Consider the following 14,902-nt stretch of genomic DNA (forward strand, 5'->3'; position numbering starts at 1 on the left):
GCGGGTATGAAAAATGCGGATGCGATCATAATTGGTGCGGGCCTTGCCGGGCTTGTGGCAGCACATGAACTGACAAGTGCGGGCAGAAAGGTCATTCTGCTTGAGCAGGAAGGCGAAAATTCGGTCGGCGGACAGGCCTTCTGGTCGCTCGGCGGCCTTTTCATGGTGGACAGCCCCGAACAACGCCGTCTTGGCATAAAAGATAATCTCGACCTCGCCCGCCAGGATTGGCTCGGATCTGCACAATTTGATCGCCCGGAGGATCATTGGCCGAAACAATGGGCAGAAGCCTATCTGCAATTTGCAGCGGGCGAGATGCGTTCCTGGCTGCACAGTCTCGGTGTGCGATGGTTTCCGGTCGTTGGCTGGGCAGAGCGCGGCGGCGGACAGGCTCATGGCCATGGCAATTCGGTTCCACGTTTTCATTTAACGTGGGGCACAGGGCCAGGCGTGGTGGCTCCTTTTGAGCGCCTTATGCGAGAAGCAATCTCTAGTGGCCTGCTGACACTCAAATGCCGCTACCGCGTCAATGAGATTATAACAAGCAATGGACGAGCAAGCGGCGTGCGCGGTGATATCCTGACTCCATCGACAGTCGAGCGCGGGCAATCATCATCACGCGATGTTGAGAGCCAGTTTGAGCTTACAGCCAATTGCGTGATTGTCACCTCGGGCGGCATTGGCGGCGATCCGGAACGTGTTCGTAAGGCATGGCCGCGTGATCGCCTTGGCAATCCACCTCAGAATATGGTGCTTGGCGTACCTGCGCATGTGGATGGGCGCGGCATAGACATCGCCATCGCCGCTGGCGGGCATGTGATCAATGGTGACCGCATGTGGCACTATACGGAGGGGCTGCGAAACTGGGACCCGATATGGCCCAATCACGGCATTCGTATTCTTCCGGGACCATCATCCATGTGGTTCGACGCGGAAGGCAACAGGATGCCCTCACCTTGCCTCCCTGGCTTCGATACGCTCGGCACGTTGAAGCACATTCTCGCAACGGGGCATGAATATTCGTGGTTCATACTGACCGAAAAAATCATTCGTAAAGAATTCTCGCTTTCCGGTTCTGAACAAAATCCCGACCTGACCGGCAAAGACTGGAAACTGCTTATCAAAAGCAGATTAGGCAAAGCCCCGCCCCCGCCAGTCAAGGCATTCATTGACCATGGTGAGGATTTCGTCACGGCGAAGAGCCTTGAAGAGCTTGTGGCCAAGATGAACAAGCTAACCGACAGTAAGCTGCTGGATGCAACACATATCCGCAACCAGATTGAAGCACGCGACCGCGAAGTCACCAATCGCTATTCCAAGGACGCGCAAATCATGGCCATCCACAATGCGCGATCCTATATCGGCGACAAGCTGACCCGCGCTGTCCCACTTCATGCTTTGCTTGATCCAGCCAATAGTCCGCTGATTGCAGTCAAACTTAATATTTTGACCCGAAAAACACTAGGCGGGCTGCATACCGACATTAACGCAGCAGTTTTGGACAAGAACGGCGCGCCGGTTGCTGGCCTTTATGCAGCTGGCGAAGCAGCAGGCTTTGGCGGCGGCGGCTATCATGGCTATAATGCGCTAGAAGGAACCTTCCTTGGTGGCTGCATCTTTTCTGGACGAACAGCGGGACGCGCTGCAGCAAAGATGCTCTGATGGTTCGCCTGTGACGGAACCAGAACCACCAGCCCTGCGTTCGTTAAACAATGACGTCATGGAGGCAAATCATTATGGTTGAACTGGTCAACAATATCGAAAACATCGAATTCATTATCGCCAAGGCGCGCGAATATGATGTGCAAGTTCCGGCGGTCGATGAAAACCCTGGTTCCAATGCTTCCGATGACGGCGATATCGATATTCTTGATGCTTCGGTTGATAATCCGACGCGCAAGGAGCTTGTCGCGGCAATTCGTTCTCTGAATGAAGACGAGAAGGTTGAGTTGTTGGCTTTGGTCTGGGTTGGTCGCGGGGATTTTAGTGCTGAAGAATGGGATGACGCTCTTGCGACCGCAAGTGATCGTCACAATGGACGCGAAGCGAAGTACCTGCTCGGCATACCACTCTTGGGCGACTACATCGAAGAAGGTTTGGAAACGCTCGGTATCGAGTTTGAAGCCTACGATAATGAATAAGAAAAATTGATGTTTCCATTGATCGTTGTGTTTTGACGGCGTCATAGCTGGCGGTTAGTCTGCGCGGCAACTAGTATGGCGAACCTGAAATTCGTATCACTGTGAAGCAACCGTCTGAACGAATTTCAGGTTCGAAGCCATACTAGTAAACTATTGAATCTAGTGTGGTTTATGGATTTGAAGTTCCAAAACGTGAATGCAACATAAATGATAGGAACTTCAAATCCACCACACTAGGGAAACGGGTGGTTCGCCACCCTTAGGATAAAATTCAAAGCATTGGAGGATTTCATCATGCTTCAGAAAAATCTGGATCAGAAAACGGATTTCTATATCGACGGTGCATGGCGGTCCCCGCTGGAAGCAAAGACCATCGAAGTCATTAATCCGGCCAATGAGAAGCCTTATGCAGCGATTTCTGCAGGCTCTGCAGCGGATATTGATCTCGCAGTAGCTGCAGCGCGCAAAGCGTTTCCTTCTTGGAGCGAAACGCCTGCTGAAGAACGTATCGGCTATCTGCGCCGTATTGTTGAAATCTACGAGCGTCGCCTTGAAGAAATGGCCCAGGCTATTTCCAAGGAAATGGGTGCCCCAATCAAGCTTGCGCGAGAATCTCAGGCCGCTGCCGGTCTGTCGCATACCAAGGCTTTCATCGCTGCCTTTGAGAATTTCGAATTCGAAGAAATTCTATCGCCAAAGCATCCTAATCAGGCCATTGTGCATGAACCAATCGGTGTTTGCGGACTGATTACGCCATGGAACTGGCCGATGAATCAGATCGCACTCAAGGTCATCCCTGCCCTTGCCGTTGGTTGCACAGTCGTGCTCAAACCATCCGAAATAGCACCAATGTCGGCGATGCTTTTCGCCGAATTCGTCGATGAAGCAGGTCTGCCGAAGGGCGTATTCAACCTCGTTAACGGCGAAGGTCCTGTCGTTGGCGAAGCCATGTCACAGCATACAGACATCGACATGATGTCGTTTACCGGTTCGACCCGCGCAGGAACGGCTGTTTCGCGCGCAGCGGCTGCGACCGTCAAACGCGTTTCGCTGGAACTCGGCGGCAAGTCACCAAATATCGTTTTTGCTGATAGCGATCTGGAAAAGGCAATCGAGCGTGGTGTGAACCATTGTTTTGAAAACACCGGCCAGTCCTGCAACGCGCCAACACGTATGCTGGTTGAACGCTCGATCTATGAACAGGCGGTCGATTTTGCCAAGAAGACTGCGGCAAAAACGTCAGTCGATGACCCATCCCAGGATGGCGAGCATATCGGCCCACTGTCGTCATCAATTCAGTTCGACAAGGTGCAGGCGTTGATCCAGAAGGGTATTGATGAAGGTGCGCGTCTCGTTGCAGGCGGCACAGGTCGCCCCGATGGCATTTCTGAAGGCGATTTCGTCAAGCCAACCATCTTCGCCGATGTGAACAACGAAATGACCATTGCACGCGAAGAAATCTTCGGGCCCGTGCTGGCGATGATCCCTTTCGATACGGAAGAGGAAGCGATCGCTATCGCCAATGATACGCCATATGGCCTGGCTGCCTATATTCAGACAGGTAGCCCGGAACGTGCAAAACGCGTGGCACGTAAACTCCGCGCTGGCATGATCCAGATCAACGGAACGTCGCGTGCGCCCGGCAGCCCATTTGGCGGCTACAAGCAATCCGGCAATGGTCGCGAAGGCGGCAAGTGGGGTCTGGAAGACTTCATGGAAGTGAAGCTCATCAGCGGCTAAACGTATCCACCTTGTTGAAATGAAAAGCGCCGGAAACCCGGCGCTTTTTTAATGGGAATCCTGCCAGCTACCCTAAGTGGCAAAACGGGCACATGATGGCTTTGTACCCCCGAACCTGTTCCTTGACGGACGAAAGACAAACACAGCAATCAACCGTCAAGGGATGGGTTTATCAGTAAGCCGCACCCAGCTTCAGACTTGCGAACTCCGGTGAATCCAGAAGATCCTGATGATGGGCGCGAGCAACATCTGGATGTGAGCGCAGACGGCTCTTCAGATTGTTCTGGCCCACTTCACGGAACAGCGTGTTAAGCGGATCAACGCTCACACCGCGCTCTTTGGTTTTAAGTTCTTCCGGCAGATCAATGACTGGGATCGTCGCGTCATAGCGAGCACCAAGGAAGAAGGCGACCGAGAAACGCTCTGTTCCGGCGGGCGGCGCAACAACACCATGAACATCGGCGCGAACAAAGCCATTGGTTGCCAATTCAAGCAATTCACCAGTGTTGATGACAAACGTACCCGGCACAGGCGGCGCATCAATCCAGACGCCATCTTCACGCTGTACACGCAGCCCAGGAACAACATCCTGGAGCAGAACGGTAACGAAACCACCGTCCTTGTGTGCGCCAACGCCCTGATCGCTTTCGGCCACATCACGACCCGGATAACGGATAATCTTCAAAAGCTGTGAAGGATGCGGATCATAAATCTGTGCGAAGAAATCTTCGCTCTGACCAAGTGCTTCGGCAATCGCCTTGAGCACATCAATGCCAACGCGGGTAACTTCCGCCTGATAGGCAAGCAGCAATGGCTTTAGTTCCGGCAAGGCGCCCGGCCACTGGTTTGGGCCGATCAGACGCTTCCACGCGGGGCTATCCGGACCGATTTCGGCAGGCTCGGCCTCGGTATTAATGTCGAGCTGCTCTCGCCAATCCTGCTCACCGCGAGTGCGCTCAAGACCTGCACGGTTATAGCCACGGAAATGCGACGTGTTAATCATCTCAATCTTGAGCTTTTCTTCGGTCGGCAACGCGAAGAAGCGCTTGGCGGTGGCCACGACATTTTCGATCAGCTTTGGATCGACTCCATGCCCGGTTAGATAGAAAAAGCCGTGGTCATGCAGCGTGCGACGAAGCTCATCGATAAAGCTTTTCCGCTCTTCCGGCGTGCCGTTGTAACGCGAAATATCGAGCAATGGCAGATTGATCGGATGCGAATGCGCGGTCATTTTGTGTCTCCTCTGAATGCTAGCGTGAGCGGCGACTGCGCGCCACGCGATGATTGACGATCCGGGCGGCATAATCGCCCGTAACCTGAATGGATTGAACGATGGCAACGAGAATGATGACGACTGCGATCATCACTTCGGGCATGAAGCGTTGATAACCAAAGCGGATACCAAGATCGCCAAGACCGCCGCCGCCGACTGTACCAGCCATCGCCGAATAGCCGACAAGGCTTACAAGTGTGACCGTCTGCCCAGCAATAATTCCGGGTAAAGCCTCGGGAAGCAAAACTTTGAAAATGATTTGCATGGGTGTTGCACCCATGCTTTCAGCAGCTTCTATAAGACTTTGATCTACCTCACGCATTGCGGTCTCAGCGAGGCGCGCATAGAGCGGAATGATTGCAACGGTCAGCGGTACGATTGCGGCGTAAGTGCCAACTGTTGTGCCTGCCACAAGGCGGGTAAATGGAATGATCGCCACCATCAAAATAATAAAGGGCGTAGACCGCACAAGATTGACGATAGTGCCTGCTATCCGGTTGAAAAGTGGGCGTTCAAGAAATTGACCGGGGGCCGTGACAACCAGTGCAATGCCGAGTGGCAGACCGATCAACGTGGAAAGAATAGCCGACGCCGCCACCATCATGATTGTCTGCTTGAGCGACTCCAGCAATAGATTGACGAGTGCGGGTGAAAGCAGGTCAGACAACATGGCCCAGCACCTCTCCGTGTAAATCAAGCGACGCTAGATAAGCGAGCACATCCGCGAGATCAGGCTCGCCGTTTTCAGCGATCAACGTCATGATCCCGAGTGGCTTCCCGCCAATGTAATCAATGCGACCATGCAGAATATTGGGATTGATGCCAAAACGCTGAACAAGCGTCCCAACCACTGGCGAATGCGCGGCCTCTCCGGAAAAGATGATACGCAGGACCGGGCTTGATCCGGGAACTGCATCATGCAGAAGCTTCTGGGCAACTTCCGGCGGCAGGTCGTGAGCCACAATGCTAGAGAGAAATGAACGCGCGATGGTTGATTTCGGAAAGGCAAAGACGTCGAATGTCGGCCCGGTTTCAACCACACGACCGCCTTCAAGCACTGTCACATGGTCGGCAATCTGGCGAACCACATCCATTTCATGCGTGATGAGAACGATGGTCAGGCCCAAGCGCCGATTGATATCTTTGAGCAGCGCCAAAATCTGTTCGGTGGTTTCGGGATCAAGAGCAGAGGTCGCTTCATCCGATAGAAGGACACTTGGCTCCAGAGCCAGTGCACGCGCAATGCCCACACGCTGCTTCTGCCCGCCAGACAGTTCCGATGGATAGGCGTCTGCCTTTCCGTTCAAACCTACCAGATCCAGCAGCTCGGTCACTCGCTTGCGAATGGTTTCGCGCGGCACACCAGCCAATTCCATAGGCAACGCTATATTAGCTGCAGCACTTCGGGAAGATAAGAGGCTAAAATGCTGAAATATCATCGATATATCGCGGCGTGCTTGGCGCAAATTACGTCCTTCAAGCTTGCTCACCTCACGCCCGGCAACAAACACCTGACCGCTGGTCGGCTGTACGAGACCGTTCAGGCAACGAACCAATGTGCTTTTACCCGCGCCTGAGCGGCCGATGATGCCATGGATAGCCCCCTTGCCGACGCGTAACGAAACATCGTCCAGAACCGCACCGGCTTTTGGATCGTAAGTCTTCGTCAGCGACTTTACATCGATGACAGGCGGCGCGGAGCCGATCCGGCTCCGCTCTGCTTCCGCTATGCGAACCGAAAGGTTCATCTCACCATCCCGCAATGATATTGCCTTCAAACTTCTTCTCGATGAAGGCTTTGACTTCTGGTGACTTGTACGCTTCGGTCAGCGTTTTCACCCACGGCGCGTCCTTGTTCTTTTCAGCAACAGCGATGAGGCAAAAATAATCAGAGAGCTGATCTTCGATCAGGATCGCATCGCGGCTCGGAACCAGCCCCGCGCTCAACGCGAAGTGAGACGTGATCACCGAAAAATCGACATCTTCCAGTGAGCGGGCGAGCTGCGCCGTTTCCATCGGGATGATCTTCACATTCTTCGGATTTTCAACAATATCGAGTTCAGTGGCATTGAAAGTTACGCCGGGTGTCAGCTTGAGGACTCCGCCCTTTTCGAGAAGCTTTAGAGCGCGTCCGGCATTGCTTGGGTCGTTAGGAATGGTGATCTGTGCACCTTCCGGAAGTTCAGCCAAAGTTTTGAACTTATGCGAATACCCGGCCATCGGCAGCAGGACCGTGTTTCCACCGACAGCTACAAGATTAAGCCCACGATCCTTGTTCTGCTGATTGAGATAAGGCGTGTGTTGGAAACCATTGGCATCGAGATCACCGTCATTCGTTGCCGGATCAATCATTGCGCCATCGGAAAACTCGACGATCTCGATCTCGAGCCCCTTGGCTTTCGCGATGGGTGCCAACGCTTCGGCGATCTGGGCGTGCGGACCTGACGTAACGCCCAAGCGGATTTTCTCAGCCAATGCGGGCGAAGCCGCAAGCATGGACAACAGAACCGCTGACAGAGCGCCACGAATGAATGGGGTATATTTCATGCAGATATTCCTCGAAGTGATTTTGGGCGGCGCATCAGGAGGCGGCGCGCCAGTTTTGTTTTTCTGACCAACGGGCAAGCCGATCGACGGCTTCAGAAAGCGTTGCTTCCGTCTTGGCGAAGCAGAAGCGGACATGGCTTTTCACGTCGCGTTCGCCATAGAAGGACGAAACCGGCACAGGTGTCACAGCAGCCTCAAGCGTCAGGCGTCGACAGAAGGCAAGGTCGTCGCCTTCAGGGTCGAGGCCGCTCACATCGGCCACGGCGAAATAGGTTGAAGGCACGTCTGCGATATCGAAGCCTGCTGCCCTTAGTCCACCAACCAGCAAGTCACGACGCGATGCAAGCGTGCTGCGCAATTTGGTGAAATAGTTGTCGGGCAGCAAAAGACCGACGGCGACTGCCGCCTGTAAGGCCGGTGGCGTGGTGAAAGTCACATATTGATGTGCGCGGGAAATGGGCGCGAGAAGTTTTGCATCGGCCGTCACATAGCCAACTTTCCAGCCTGTCACGGAAAAGCTCTTTCCAGCCGATCCAATCCGCACGACACGATCACGAATGCCGGGCACAGCAAGAAGCGAATGAAACGGTCGCCCGTCGAAAATCAGGTGTTCGTAGACCTCATCCGACACGATGGTCAGGTCGTGGTTGATCGTAAGCGAAGCTAGAAACTCAAGTTCTTGCGGATCGAATATCTTGCCAATCGGGTTCATTGGCGTATTGACGACGATCAGCTTGGTCTTTGATGTGATGGCCTTTTCCAGCGCTTCACGTGGCAATTCCCAATGTGGTGGCGTCAGACGAAGCGGGATAACTTTACCGCCCGCGCGACGAATGAGCGTGGTATAGGCATCGTAAACGGGTTCAAAGACGATGACTTCATCACCAGATTCAAGAAGCGCTAGGAACGTATCGGTCAGCGCTTCGGTGGCCCCTGACGTCACCAGAACCTCGGTCTCCCAATCGATCTCAAGACCCAGAAAGCGGCGTGCATTCTCGGCAACCGCCTTGCGCAAGGAAGGCAGCCCAAGCATCGGAGGATATTGATGAGGGCCATCACGTAAAGCCTGAATTGCTGCTTCGACAAGTTCTTGAGGTTCAAAACCTTCAGGAAATCCCTGCCCCAGATTTATGGCACCGGTTTCGGCAGCAAGGCGCGACATGGATTCAAAAATGGAAGTGCCAGATGCACCGAATATAGGATTGACCATCAAATCGCCCCGCTGCGTACTAAGAGTTACGGCGGAACGATAGGGCTTATAAAAAGAGCAAACAAAGCATCGGCTTGCTGTTCTGCATCAGCAACCGGAATGCTTTTTCCCAAAATGGCATAAGTAGAATAGTTTTCGACGCCTGCTCAAAAATTGGTCACGCAATTATCGTCATTCAGTGTTGATGGCGCGTTTTCCAAAGTTCCTCTGCCTTTTTGTAGAACTGGCCGTAACTATCATTGTCTGCAGCAAGAACAGTCATGAGCGCCATCGCGGTAGATGCGATAATCGTCAGCTCCGCACGCTCATCAACGGCAGCACCCGACCAAACGGCGAGCCAGTATTCAAACGAAGTAAGGCTGGAATGCTTATCGGTTCCTGCCTTCGACAAGGTTGGCAATGTGAGGTCCGTTTTCTGTCCGCCGAGCCATCTGTAAACCGTATGCGCATGGTGCGGCACCAGTTCCGCCACATCGCGGCTCGTCGACACGACCGAAACCGACTGCAAATCTAGCAGAGCCGACGCATCGCGATGCAACTCACGATAGGTAGGTTGAGTGACACCGAGGAACGATGTGGAAAGCTGCATCGGGTTAAGCAGATGCGCGAGACTGTTGATAGATGACCTCGAGTGAAACAGTGGATAAAGCGCGAGCAGGGCGTGAACCTGTGGTGCAAAACCAGCCAATGGCATGAAGCAGATACCATGCGCGTTCAGCGCACTTTCAGCCAATGATAGCGAACCCGCAACCGGGATATTGACGGCTTCAGCTGCGAGTTCCAGCTTCCCGGAAAGCTCACCTGTTCCGCAATTGCCATGCATAACGACCGGATAGCCAGCGCGTGCAACAAGAATTGCCGCCAGCATAAACCATGGCGACTGATGTGAATTTGGCGAGAGATATGCGGGCCAGTCAAGTGCCGGGCGGCGAATGTCGGCCTGCGTTGAGTAATATTTTCGGGCTGCCTGAGCCATACCGGCAAGTTCAGGAGCCGTTTCACCTCGATAATGAATAAGCCGCAATAAAGCACTGATTTGCATGGGATCTGCTTCGCCTGCAAATATCGTGGTGAAAGCATCTTCCGCTTCGTACATTTCGAGCGGACGTGTGTGGCCAACCTTGCGGCCGGTGATCGCAATGTATTTCGCGAGCCGCCGGACAGGATCGTTCTCATCCTGAATATTGGCAAATTGGGCCGCAAGCTGTTCAGGGGTGGGATGGTTTTCGAGCTCGATTACCTTACGAATACCTAACGGCGGCGGCGCAACAATAGCGCTCGCCCTCTCCCACCCATGCTTTCTTTTGCAATGCGTCTCCACTGCATCACTGCCGTTGAAGCTCATGAGCGCTTCAGCTTCATTGGCCAGTCTGCGCAAGCGACCACGTAAAGCTTCGGCCTTTGGCGTTGCAATCATGTTTCGACCAGAGCGCACGAGGATCGGATCATCGAACTTCTCGCGGATCTGTCCGAGTAGCCGGCTCATAGCCGCAATGCTCAATCCCATCTGCTTTGCAGCACCGCCGACACTGCCTTCCACAAGAAGTGCATCAAGCGCAATCAGCAAGCGCAGCTGCCCCAGTTTCAGGCTTTCGCCCTCCACTTTATCAACCTCTGCCTGAGTTTTCATTCGCTTGCCCGACATTGCTACGACATCCGTTCAGTTGCGTTTTCTGAAACTTGGAATTCTTATAAATCATGACGATTGACGTCACGTTATTGCCATACATAAGGAGAGCTGAAAACTCAACTTTAAGGGTGATATTTATGACCAGCTTGTTTCGGGGATTGCGTACCAATGGTTCGCAGAACAGGCAATTGGCCAGCGGATCGCTTTTTGCAAAAGCCGTTCTTGCGGGCACATGCCTTTCGACCGCACTTATTCTAAGCGGCGCAGCTTCATTCGCACAGACCGCGACCACAGCAGAAGAAGAAGCCGCGAAAAAGAAACAGGCTGAAGCCCAGGCGACCGAACAGGTAAATGCTGCCGGTGGTATCACGCTTAACCAGATCGTTGTTTCGGCGACAGGTTTTGAGCAGAACATAACCGATGCTCCAGCGAGCATTTCGGTTGTACCGGGTGAAGAACTTGAAAAAGGTTCTTATCGCGATCTTGGTGATGCATTGCGCGATGTTCAGGGCGTTGCTGTGACGGGGGCTGCAGCAGAACGGGACATCTTCATTCGCGGCCTTCCGGGCAGCTACACGCTGATCCTCGTTGACGGAAAGCGTCAGAGCACACGCGACGCGCGCACCAACGGCAACTCCGGTTTCGAACAGAGTTTCCTGCCGCCAGCCAACGCTATTGAACGCATCGAAGTTATTCGTGGCCCGATGTCATCGCTTTATGGTTCCGACGCCATGGGCGGCGTGATCAACGTCATCACCAAGAAGGTTTCGGACAAGTGGAGCGGCTCGCTGAGCATCGACACGACAGTTCAGCAGCACTCGAAGTTCGGTAATTCGCTACAGGGCTCATACTACATGACCGGCCCTCTCGTTCCGAATTTGGTTGGTGTGCAGCTGTGGGGACGCGGCCTCAAGCGTCAGGAAGACAAAATCATCAGCGGCACGCCAGAGCAGCGTGATATCGACATCACTGGTCGCGTGACGATTACGCCAAACGCCGATCACGACATCGTTTTTGAAGCCGGCAAGACGCGCTTGCGCCGCGATTCATCGGTTGGAAACACGATCAACCCTGTAGCAACCGGCAGCACGGCACCGCTCGACACTTATAATATGAACGACCGAAACCACTGGTCGATCAGTCACACAGGCCGTTGGGGTCCAACAACTTCCGAGTTCTCTTTCATGCAGGAAACTGCTCAGAGAACAAACTACACTTGGAACAAGGCTCGCGGTGATTTTGTTGAAAGCCTGCGTTCACCGCATATCCGCAACTCTACACTGGACGGCAAGTTCACCACCCCGTTCGAGCTTTATGGCAACCACACGCTCGTAACCGGCGGCCAGTTTATCGAAGGCACGCTGACAGATCAGAACCCGGGCCGTCGTACAGGCTTGGACGAAGAGTTCACGATTAAGCAGTGGGCACTTTTCGCTGAAGATGAATGGTGGATCACTCCAGACTTCGCGCTGACCGGTGGCCTGCGCATGGATCACCACGAAATCTACGGTTCGCATTGGAGCCCTCGCGGCTATGCAGTTTGGCACGCCACGGATCAGCTGACACTGAAGGGCGGCATTTCAACCGGCTTCCGCGCCCCTGAAATTCGCACCATTGCACCCGGCTATGCTTACACGACTGGCGGCGGCAACTGTACCTACGGCCCGACCGGAAACTGCGGCGTCATTATCGGGGATCCAAACCTTCAGCCAGAAAAGAGCACCAGCTATGAAGCCAGTGCGCTTTGGGACAACCAGCAGGGTCTGCGCCTCGGTGCAACCTACTTCTACACCGATTTCAAAGACAAGATCGCCAGCAACATTCAGTATGATCCAATCACAGGCCAGCCACTGCGCTGGGCTCAGGACCCGAACTACGTCCTCTATTACAGCTACAACATCGATGAAGCGACAATTCAGGGCGTAGAACTGACGGCAGATTGGGAAGCGACCGACACGATTAAGCTTCGCGGTAGCTATACCTATACCGACTCGGAACAGAAGACCGGCGAATATGCAGGTCTGCCCCTGGCTCGCACGCCAAAGCATATGGCAAACATCCGCGCAGATTGGGAAACGCCAGTCGACGGTCTGACTGCCTGGGCAGCTGGTAACTACCACGGCCCTGAAATCAACGCCGGTCTGCGTATCGGCACTGTTGGTGAGCCATATGCCTATAACAGCAGAGGTCAGGTCATCGCCCGCAAATATAAAGGCTATGCCACTTTCGACCTCGGCGGCTCTTATGAATTCAGCGAGAACGTCACGCTCAATGCTGCCGTCTACAATATCTTCGACAAGAAGGTCACAGTGGACGAAATCAACAACGTGGTTGAAGGCCGTCGTCTCTGGCTCGGCATGACCTCACGCTTCTAACGCACATTATGACGCCAGCTGATTTTGGCTGGCGTCATTTCTTTATGAAATGGATGCTCTCGTGAGCAAGACAAAGAACGTAATTTTGAAGGTTTGCCTCATGTTCGGAAGCATTCTCGTGAACGCCTCTGCACATGCAGGAAAGCCGCAAGTCGACTCCTTTGACATGCAGGCGAACGGCATCGACTATCGAATTTTCGTGGCTGCACCCGCTGAAAAAGCGCCTGCCAGTGGTTTCCCCGTTGTCTATATGAGTGATGGCAATCGGATGTTGCCGATCGCAGCCAAGCTGATGGAAGATAATCCTCAGTTCAACGCAGTGTTTGTCGGCATCGGTTATCCGACCGAAGACAAGGACGAAATCGTCCGCCTGCGCTATTTCGATCTCACGCCTCCGACACCAGACGAATTGATCCCGGTTCAGACGAATATTCCGAAAACTGGCGGTCGCGGCGCGTTCTTCGATTTTATTGATCATCAGGTAAAAGCCGAAGTCGAAAAGCGTTTTGCTATCGACAAGAGTAAGCAGGCTCTTTTTGGGCATTCGCTGGGTGGGCTTTTCACGCTTTATGCGCTCTTCAATCATCCGAATTCATTTCAGACTTATGCTGCCGCAGACCCATCGATCTGGTGGAATGGACGCTCGATTCTCACCGACAAGGATCGGTTTGTGGAGGCATTCAAAGCCGATCCGAAACCGATGCGGCTGCTTGTTGAATCATCCGGCAAGCGCGGCGAACGCCCGGGCCAGTCCAAGGAAGATACCGAGCGCCTGAAGAAGCTGCGTGGCGGACCGGCGGGTGCAGACATTCAGACCGAGTTGAAACAACTTCCGGGCTTTGAGGTTGCCTATCGTCGCTTCGATAACGAAAGCCACGGTTCGATGATCCCGCTTACGGTTGAAGACAGCTTGAAATTCATCCTGCTCAATGAGAGCCCAGACGAACAAAACAACTGAATTGTGGTCTTCCGGCTTTGACTGGAAGAAAACCGGACTATAAAGCACAAGATTGACGAAAGGATTGAACGCCATGCTGAAATTCAGCCGACATTTTTCCCGTCTGTTTGGCGCAGCACTTGTTGCCACAGCCCTTGCCTCCGGCGCGAACGCCGCCGATGTGGCAGTCAAACACGCCCAAGGCGAAACAACGGTTGCGACAAATCCTGAAAAAGTCGTGGTGTTCGATTTTGCAACGCTCGACAATCTTGATCGCCTTGGCGTGAAGATCATCGGCGTTCCTGGCAGCATCGCTTTCCCGGAATATCTCAAGAAATACGACGGCGCAGATTACGCGAAAGTCGGCACGCTTTTCGAACCTGACTATGAAGCGGTCAATGCAGCCGAACCTGACCTGATCATTGTCGGCGGTCGCTCAGCTGCAAAATATGGTGAGCTCGCAAAGATTGCACCGACCATCGATCTGACTGTTCCAGCCAAGGAATTCATTTCCGGCACCGAAGCCAATATCGAAAAGCTGGGCCAGATTTTTGGCAAGGAAACCGAAGCCAAGGCTGAAGTCGACAAGCTCAATAGCGAACTCGCAGCACTGAAAGAAAAGACCAAGGGCAAAGGCAAGGGTCTGATGATCCTGACGTCCGGCGGTAAAATCAGCGCCTATGGTCCGGGTTCACGCTTCGGCGTATTGCATGACAGCTTCGGCGTTGAACCAGCCGCGCCCGATCTTTCTGTCGGCAATCATGGCCAGCCAGTCAGCTCGGAATTCATTCTTGAAACCAATCCGGATTGGCTTTTCGTACTCGACCGCGATGCAGCCATCGGCCGTGAAGGCACCTCTGCCAAACAATTGCTCGATAATGAACTCGTACGTCAGACCAACGCCTGGAAGAACGATCAGGTCGTCTATCTGAACGCCCAGAACTGGTATCTCGTCGGCGGTGGCCTTGGTGCACTGCATAACACGATCCAGCAGCTTTCAGCGGCTTTTGACAAAGCGAAATAATATCTTCTGACCCAGTCATTTTGGG

The 14,902-nt window shown here is 53.6% G+C and carries 12 protein-coding genes; 6 read left to right on the forward strand and 6 right to left on the reverse strand.

Going from position 1 to position 14,902, the window contains the following annotated elements:
* Positions 1-6: 6 nt before the first annotated feature.
* From RT142_RS06870 to RT142_RS06880, 3 genes are all read left to right on the forward strand, one after another.
* Positions 7-1,662 carry an FAD-binding dehydrogenase gene (locus RT142_RS06870; protein ID WP_313028070.1) on the forward strand — a complete coding sequence of 552 codons (1,656 nt, stop codon included), beginning with the start codon at positions 7-9 and terminating at the stop codon, positions 1,660-1,662.
* Between the two features lie 74 nt (positions 1,663-1,736).
* Entirely contained in the window at positions 1,737-2,141 is a 405-nt protein-coding gene (locus RT142_RS06875; protein WP_007879395.1) for a DUF3775 domain-containing protein, read from the forward strand.
* A 294-nt stretch (positions 2,142-2,435) separates the two neighbouring features.
* The gene (locus tag RT142_RS06880) at positions 2,436-3,881 is read left to right on the forward strand and encodes an aldehyde dehydrogenase family protein (protein ID WP_313028072.1); all 1,446 of its coding nucleotides are present in this window, start codon (positions 2,436-2,438) and stop codon (positions 3,879-3,881) included.
* Positions 3,882-4,053: 172 nt separating this feature from the next.
* Here RT142_RS06880 and RT142_RS06885 read toward each other — a convergent pair whose 3' ends face one another.
* The 6 genes from RT142_RS06885 to RT142_RS06910 form a co-directional block, all read right to left on the reverse strand.
* Complete coding sequence (locus RT142_RS06885; protein WP_113158133.1) at positions 4,054-5,112, reverse strand: isopenicillin N synthase family dioxygenase; 1,059 nt, start codon at positions 5,110-5,112, stop codon at positions 4,054-4,056.
* Between the two features lie 19 nt (positions 5,113-5,131).
* Positions 5,132-5,824, reverse strand: coding sequence for a methionine ABC transporter permease (locus RT142_RS06890; RefSeq protein ID WP_007879400.1), 693 nt, complete (start codon positions 5,822-5,824; stop codon positions 5,132-5,134).
* Positions 5,814-6,902: a methionine ABC transporter ATP-binding protein gene (locus RT142_RS06895; RefSeq protein WP_313028074.1), complete on the reverse strand. Its 1,089-nt coding sequence runs from the start codon at positions 6,900-6,902 to the stop codon at positions 5,814-5,816. Before RT142_RS06895 ends, RT142_RS06890 begins: the two co-directional genes overlap by 11 nt.
* A gap of 1 nt (position 6,903) precedes the next feature.
* Positions 6,904-7,701: a MetQ/NlpA family ABC transporter substrate-binding protein gene (locus tag RT142_RS06900; RefSeq protein ID WP_105519616.1), complete on the reverse strand. Its 798-nt coding sequence runs from the start codon at positions 7,699-7,701 to the stop codon at positions 6,904-6,906.
* Positions 7,702-7,735: 34 nt separating this feature from the next.
* On the reverse strand, positions 7,736-8,911 hold the full coding sequence (locus RT142_RS06905) for an aminotransferase (protein ID WP_313028076.1): 1,176 nt from the start codon (positions 8,909-8,911) through the stop codon (positions 7,736-7,738).
* Between the two features lie 175 nt (positions 8,912-9,086).
* Positions 9,087-10,541 carry a glycosyl transferase family protein gene (locus RT142_RS06910; RefSeq protein WP_235820894.1) on the reverse strand — a complete coding sequence of 485 codons (1,455 nt, stop codon included), beginning with the start codon at positions 10,539-10,541 and terminating at the stop codon, positions 9,087-9,089.
* Positions 10,542-10,678: 137 nt separating this feature from the next.
* On the opposite strand from RT142_RS06910, the gene RT142_RS06915 reads away from it, so the two are divergent.
* From RT142_RS06915 to RT142_RS06925, 3 genes are all read left to right on the forward strand, one after another.
* The gene (locus tag RT142_RS06915) at positions 10,679-12,916 is read left to right on the forward strand and encodes a TonB-dependent receptor domain-containing protein (protein ID WP_313028078.1); all 2,238 of its coding nucleotides are present in this window, start codon (positions 10,679-10,681) and stop codon (positions 12,914-12,916) included.
* A 61-nt stretch (positions 12,917-12,977) separates the two neighbouring features.
* Positions 12,978-13,874 (forward strand): alpha/beta hydrolase, encoded by an 897-nt coding sequence (locus RT142_RS06920; RefSeq protein ID WP_313028079.1) that lies wholly within the window; start codon positions 12,978-12,980, stop codon positions 13,872-13,874.
* A gap of 73 nt (positions 13,875-13,947) precedes the next feature.
* Positions 13,948-14,877 (forward strand): siderophore ABC transporter substrate-binding protein, encoded by a 930-nt coding sequence (locus RT142_RS06925; RefSeq protein WP_112806722.1) that lies wholly within the window; start codon positions 13,948-13,950, stop codon positions 14,875-14,877.
* The last annotated feature ends 25 nt before the right edge of the window (positions 14,878-14,902 follow it).

Origin of the sequence: Brucella sp., assembly GCF_032066345.1 — a bacterium.
In the GTDB taxonomy this organism is placed as follows: Bacteria; Pseudomonadota; Alphaproteobacteria; order Rhizobiales; family Rhizobiaceae; genus Brucella; species Brucella pseudogrignonensis.

Coding starts and splice junctions, on each gene's coding strand:
- RT142_RS06870 (WP_313028070.1), top strand. CDS start 7: ATGAAAAATGCGGATGCGATCATAATTGGTGCGGGCCTTGCCGGGCTT.
- RT142_RS06875 (WP_007879395.1), top strand. CDS start 1,737: ATGGTTGAACTGGTCAACAATATCGAAAACATCGAATTCATTATCGCC.
- RT142_RS06880 (WP_313028072.1), top strand. CDS start 2,436: ATGCTTCAGAAAAATCTGGATCAGAAAACGGATTTCTATATCGACGGT.
- RT142_RS06885 (WP_113158133.1), bottom strand. CDS start 5,112: ATGACCGCGCATTCGCATCCGATCAATCTGCCATTGCTCGATATTTCG.
- RT142_RS06890 (WP_007879400.1), bottom strand. CDS start 5,824: ATGTTGTCTGACCTGCTTTCACCCGCACTCGTCAATCTATTGCTGGAG.
- RT142_RS06895 (WP_313028074.1), bottom strand. CDS start 6,902: ATGAACCTTTCGGTTCGCATAGCGGAAGCAGAGCGGAGCCGGATCGGC.
- RT142_RS06900 (WP_105519616.1), bottom strand. CDS start 7,701: ATGAAATATACCCCATTCATTCGTGGCGCTCTGTCAGCGGTTCTGTTG.
- RT142_RS06905 (WP_313028076.1), bottom strand. CDS start 8,911: ATGGTCAATCCTATATTCGGTGCATCTGGCACTTCCATTTTTGAATCC.
- RT142_RS06910 (WP_235820894.1), bottom strand. CDS start 10,541: ATGAAAACTCAGGCAGAGGTTGATAAAGTGGAGGGCGAAAGCCTGAAA.
- RT142_RS06915 (WP_313028078.1), top strand. CDS start 10,679: ATGACCAGCTTGTTTCGGGGATTGCGTACCAATGGTTCGCAGAACAGG.
- RT142_RS06925 (WP_112806722.1), top strand. CDS start 13,948: ATGCTGAAATTCAGCCGACATTTTTCCCGTCTGTTTGGCGCAGCACTT.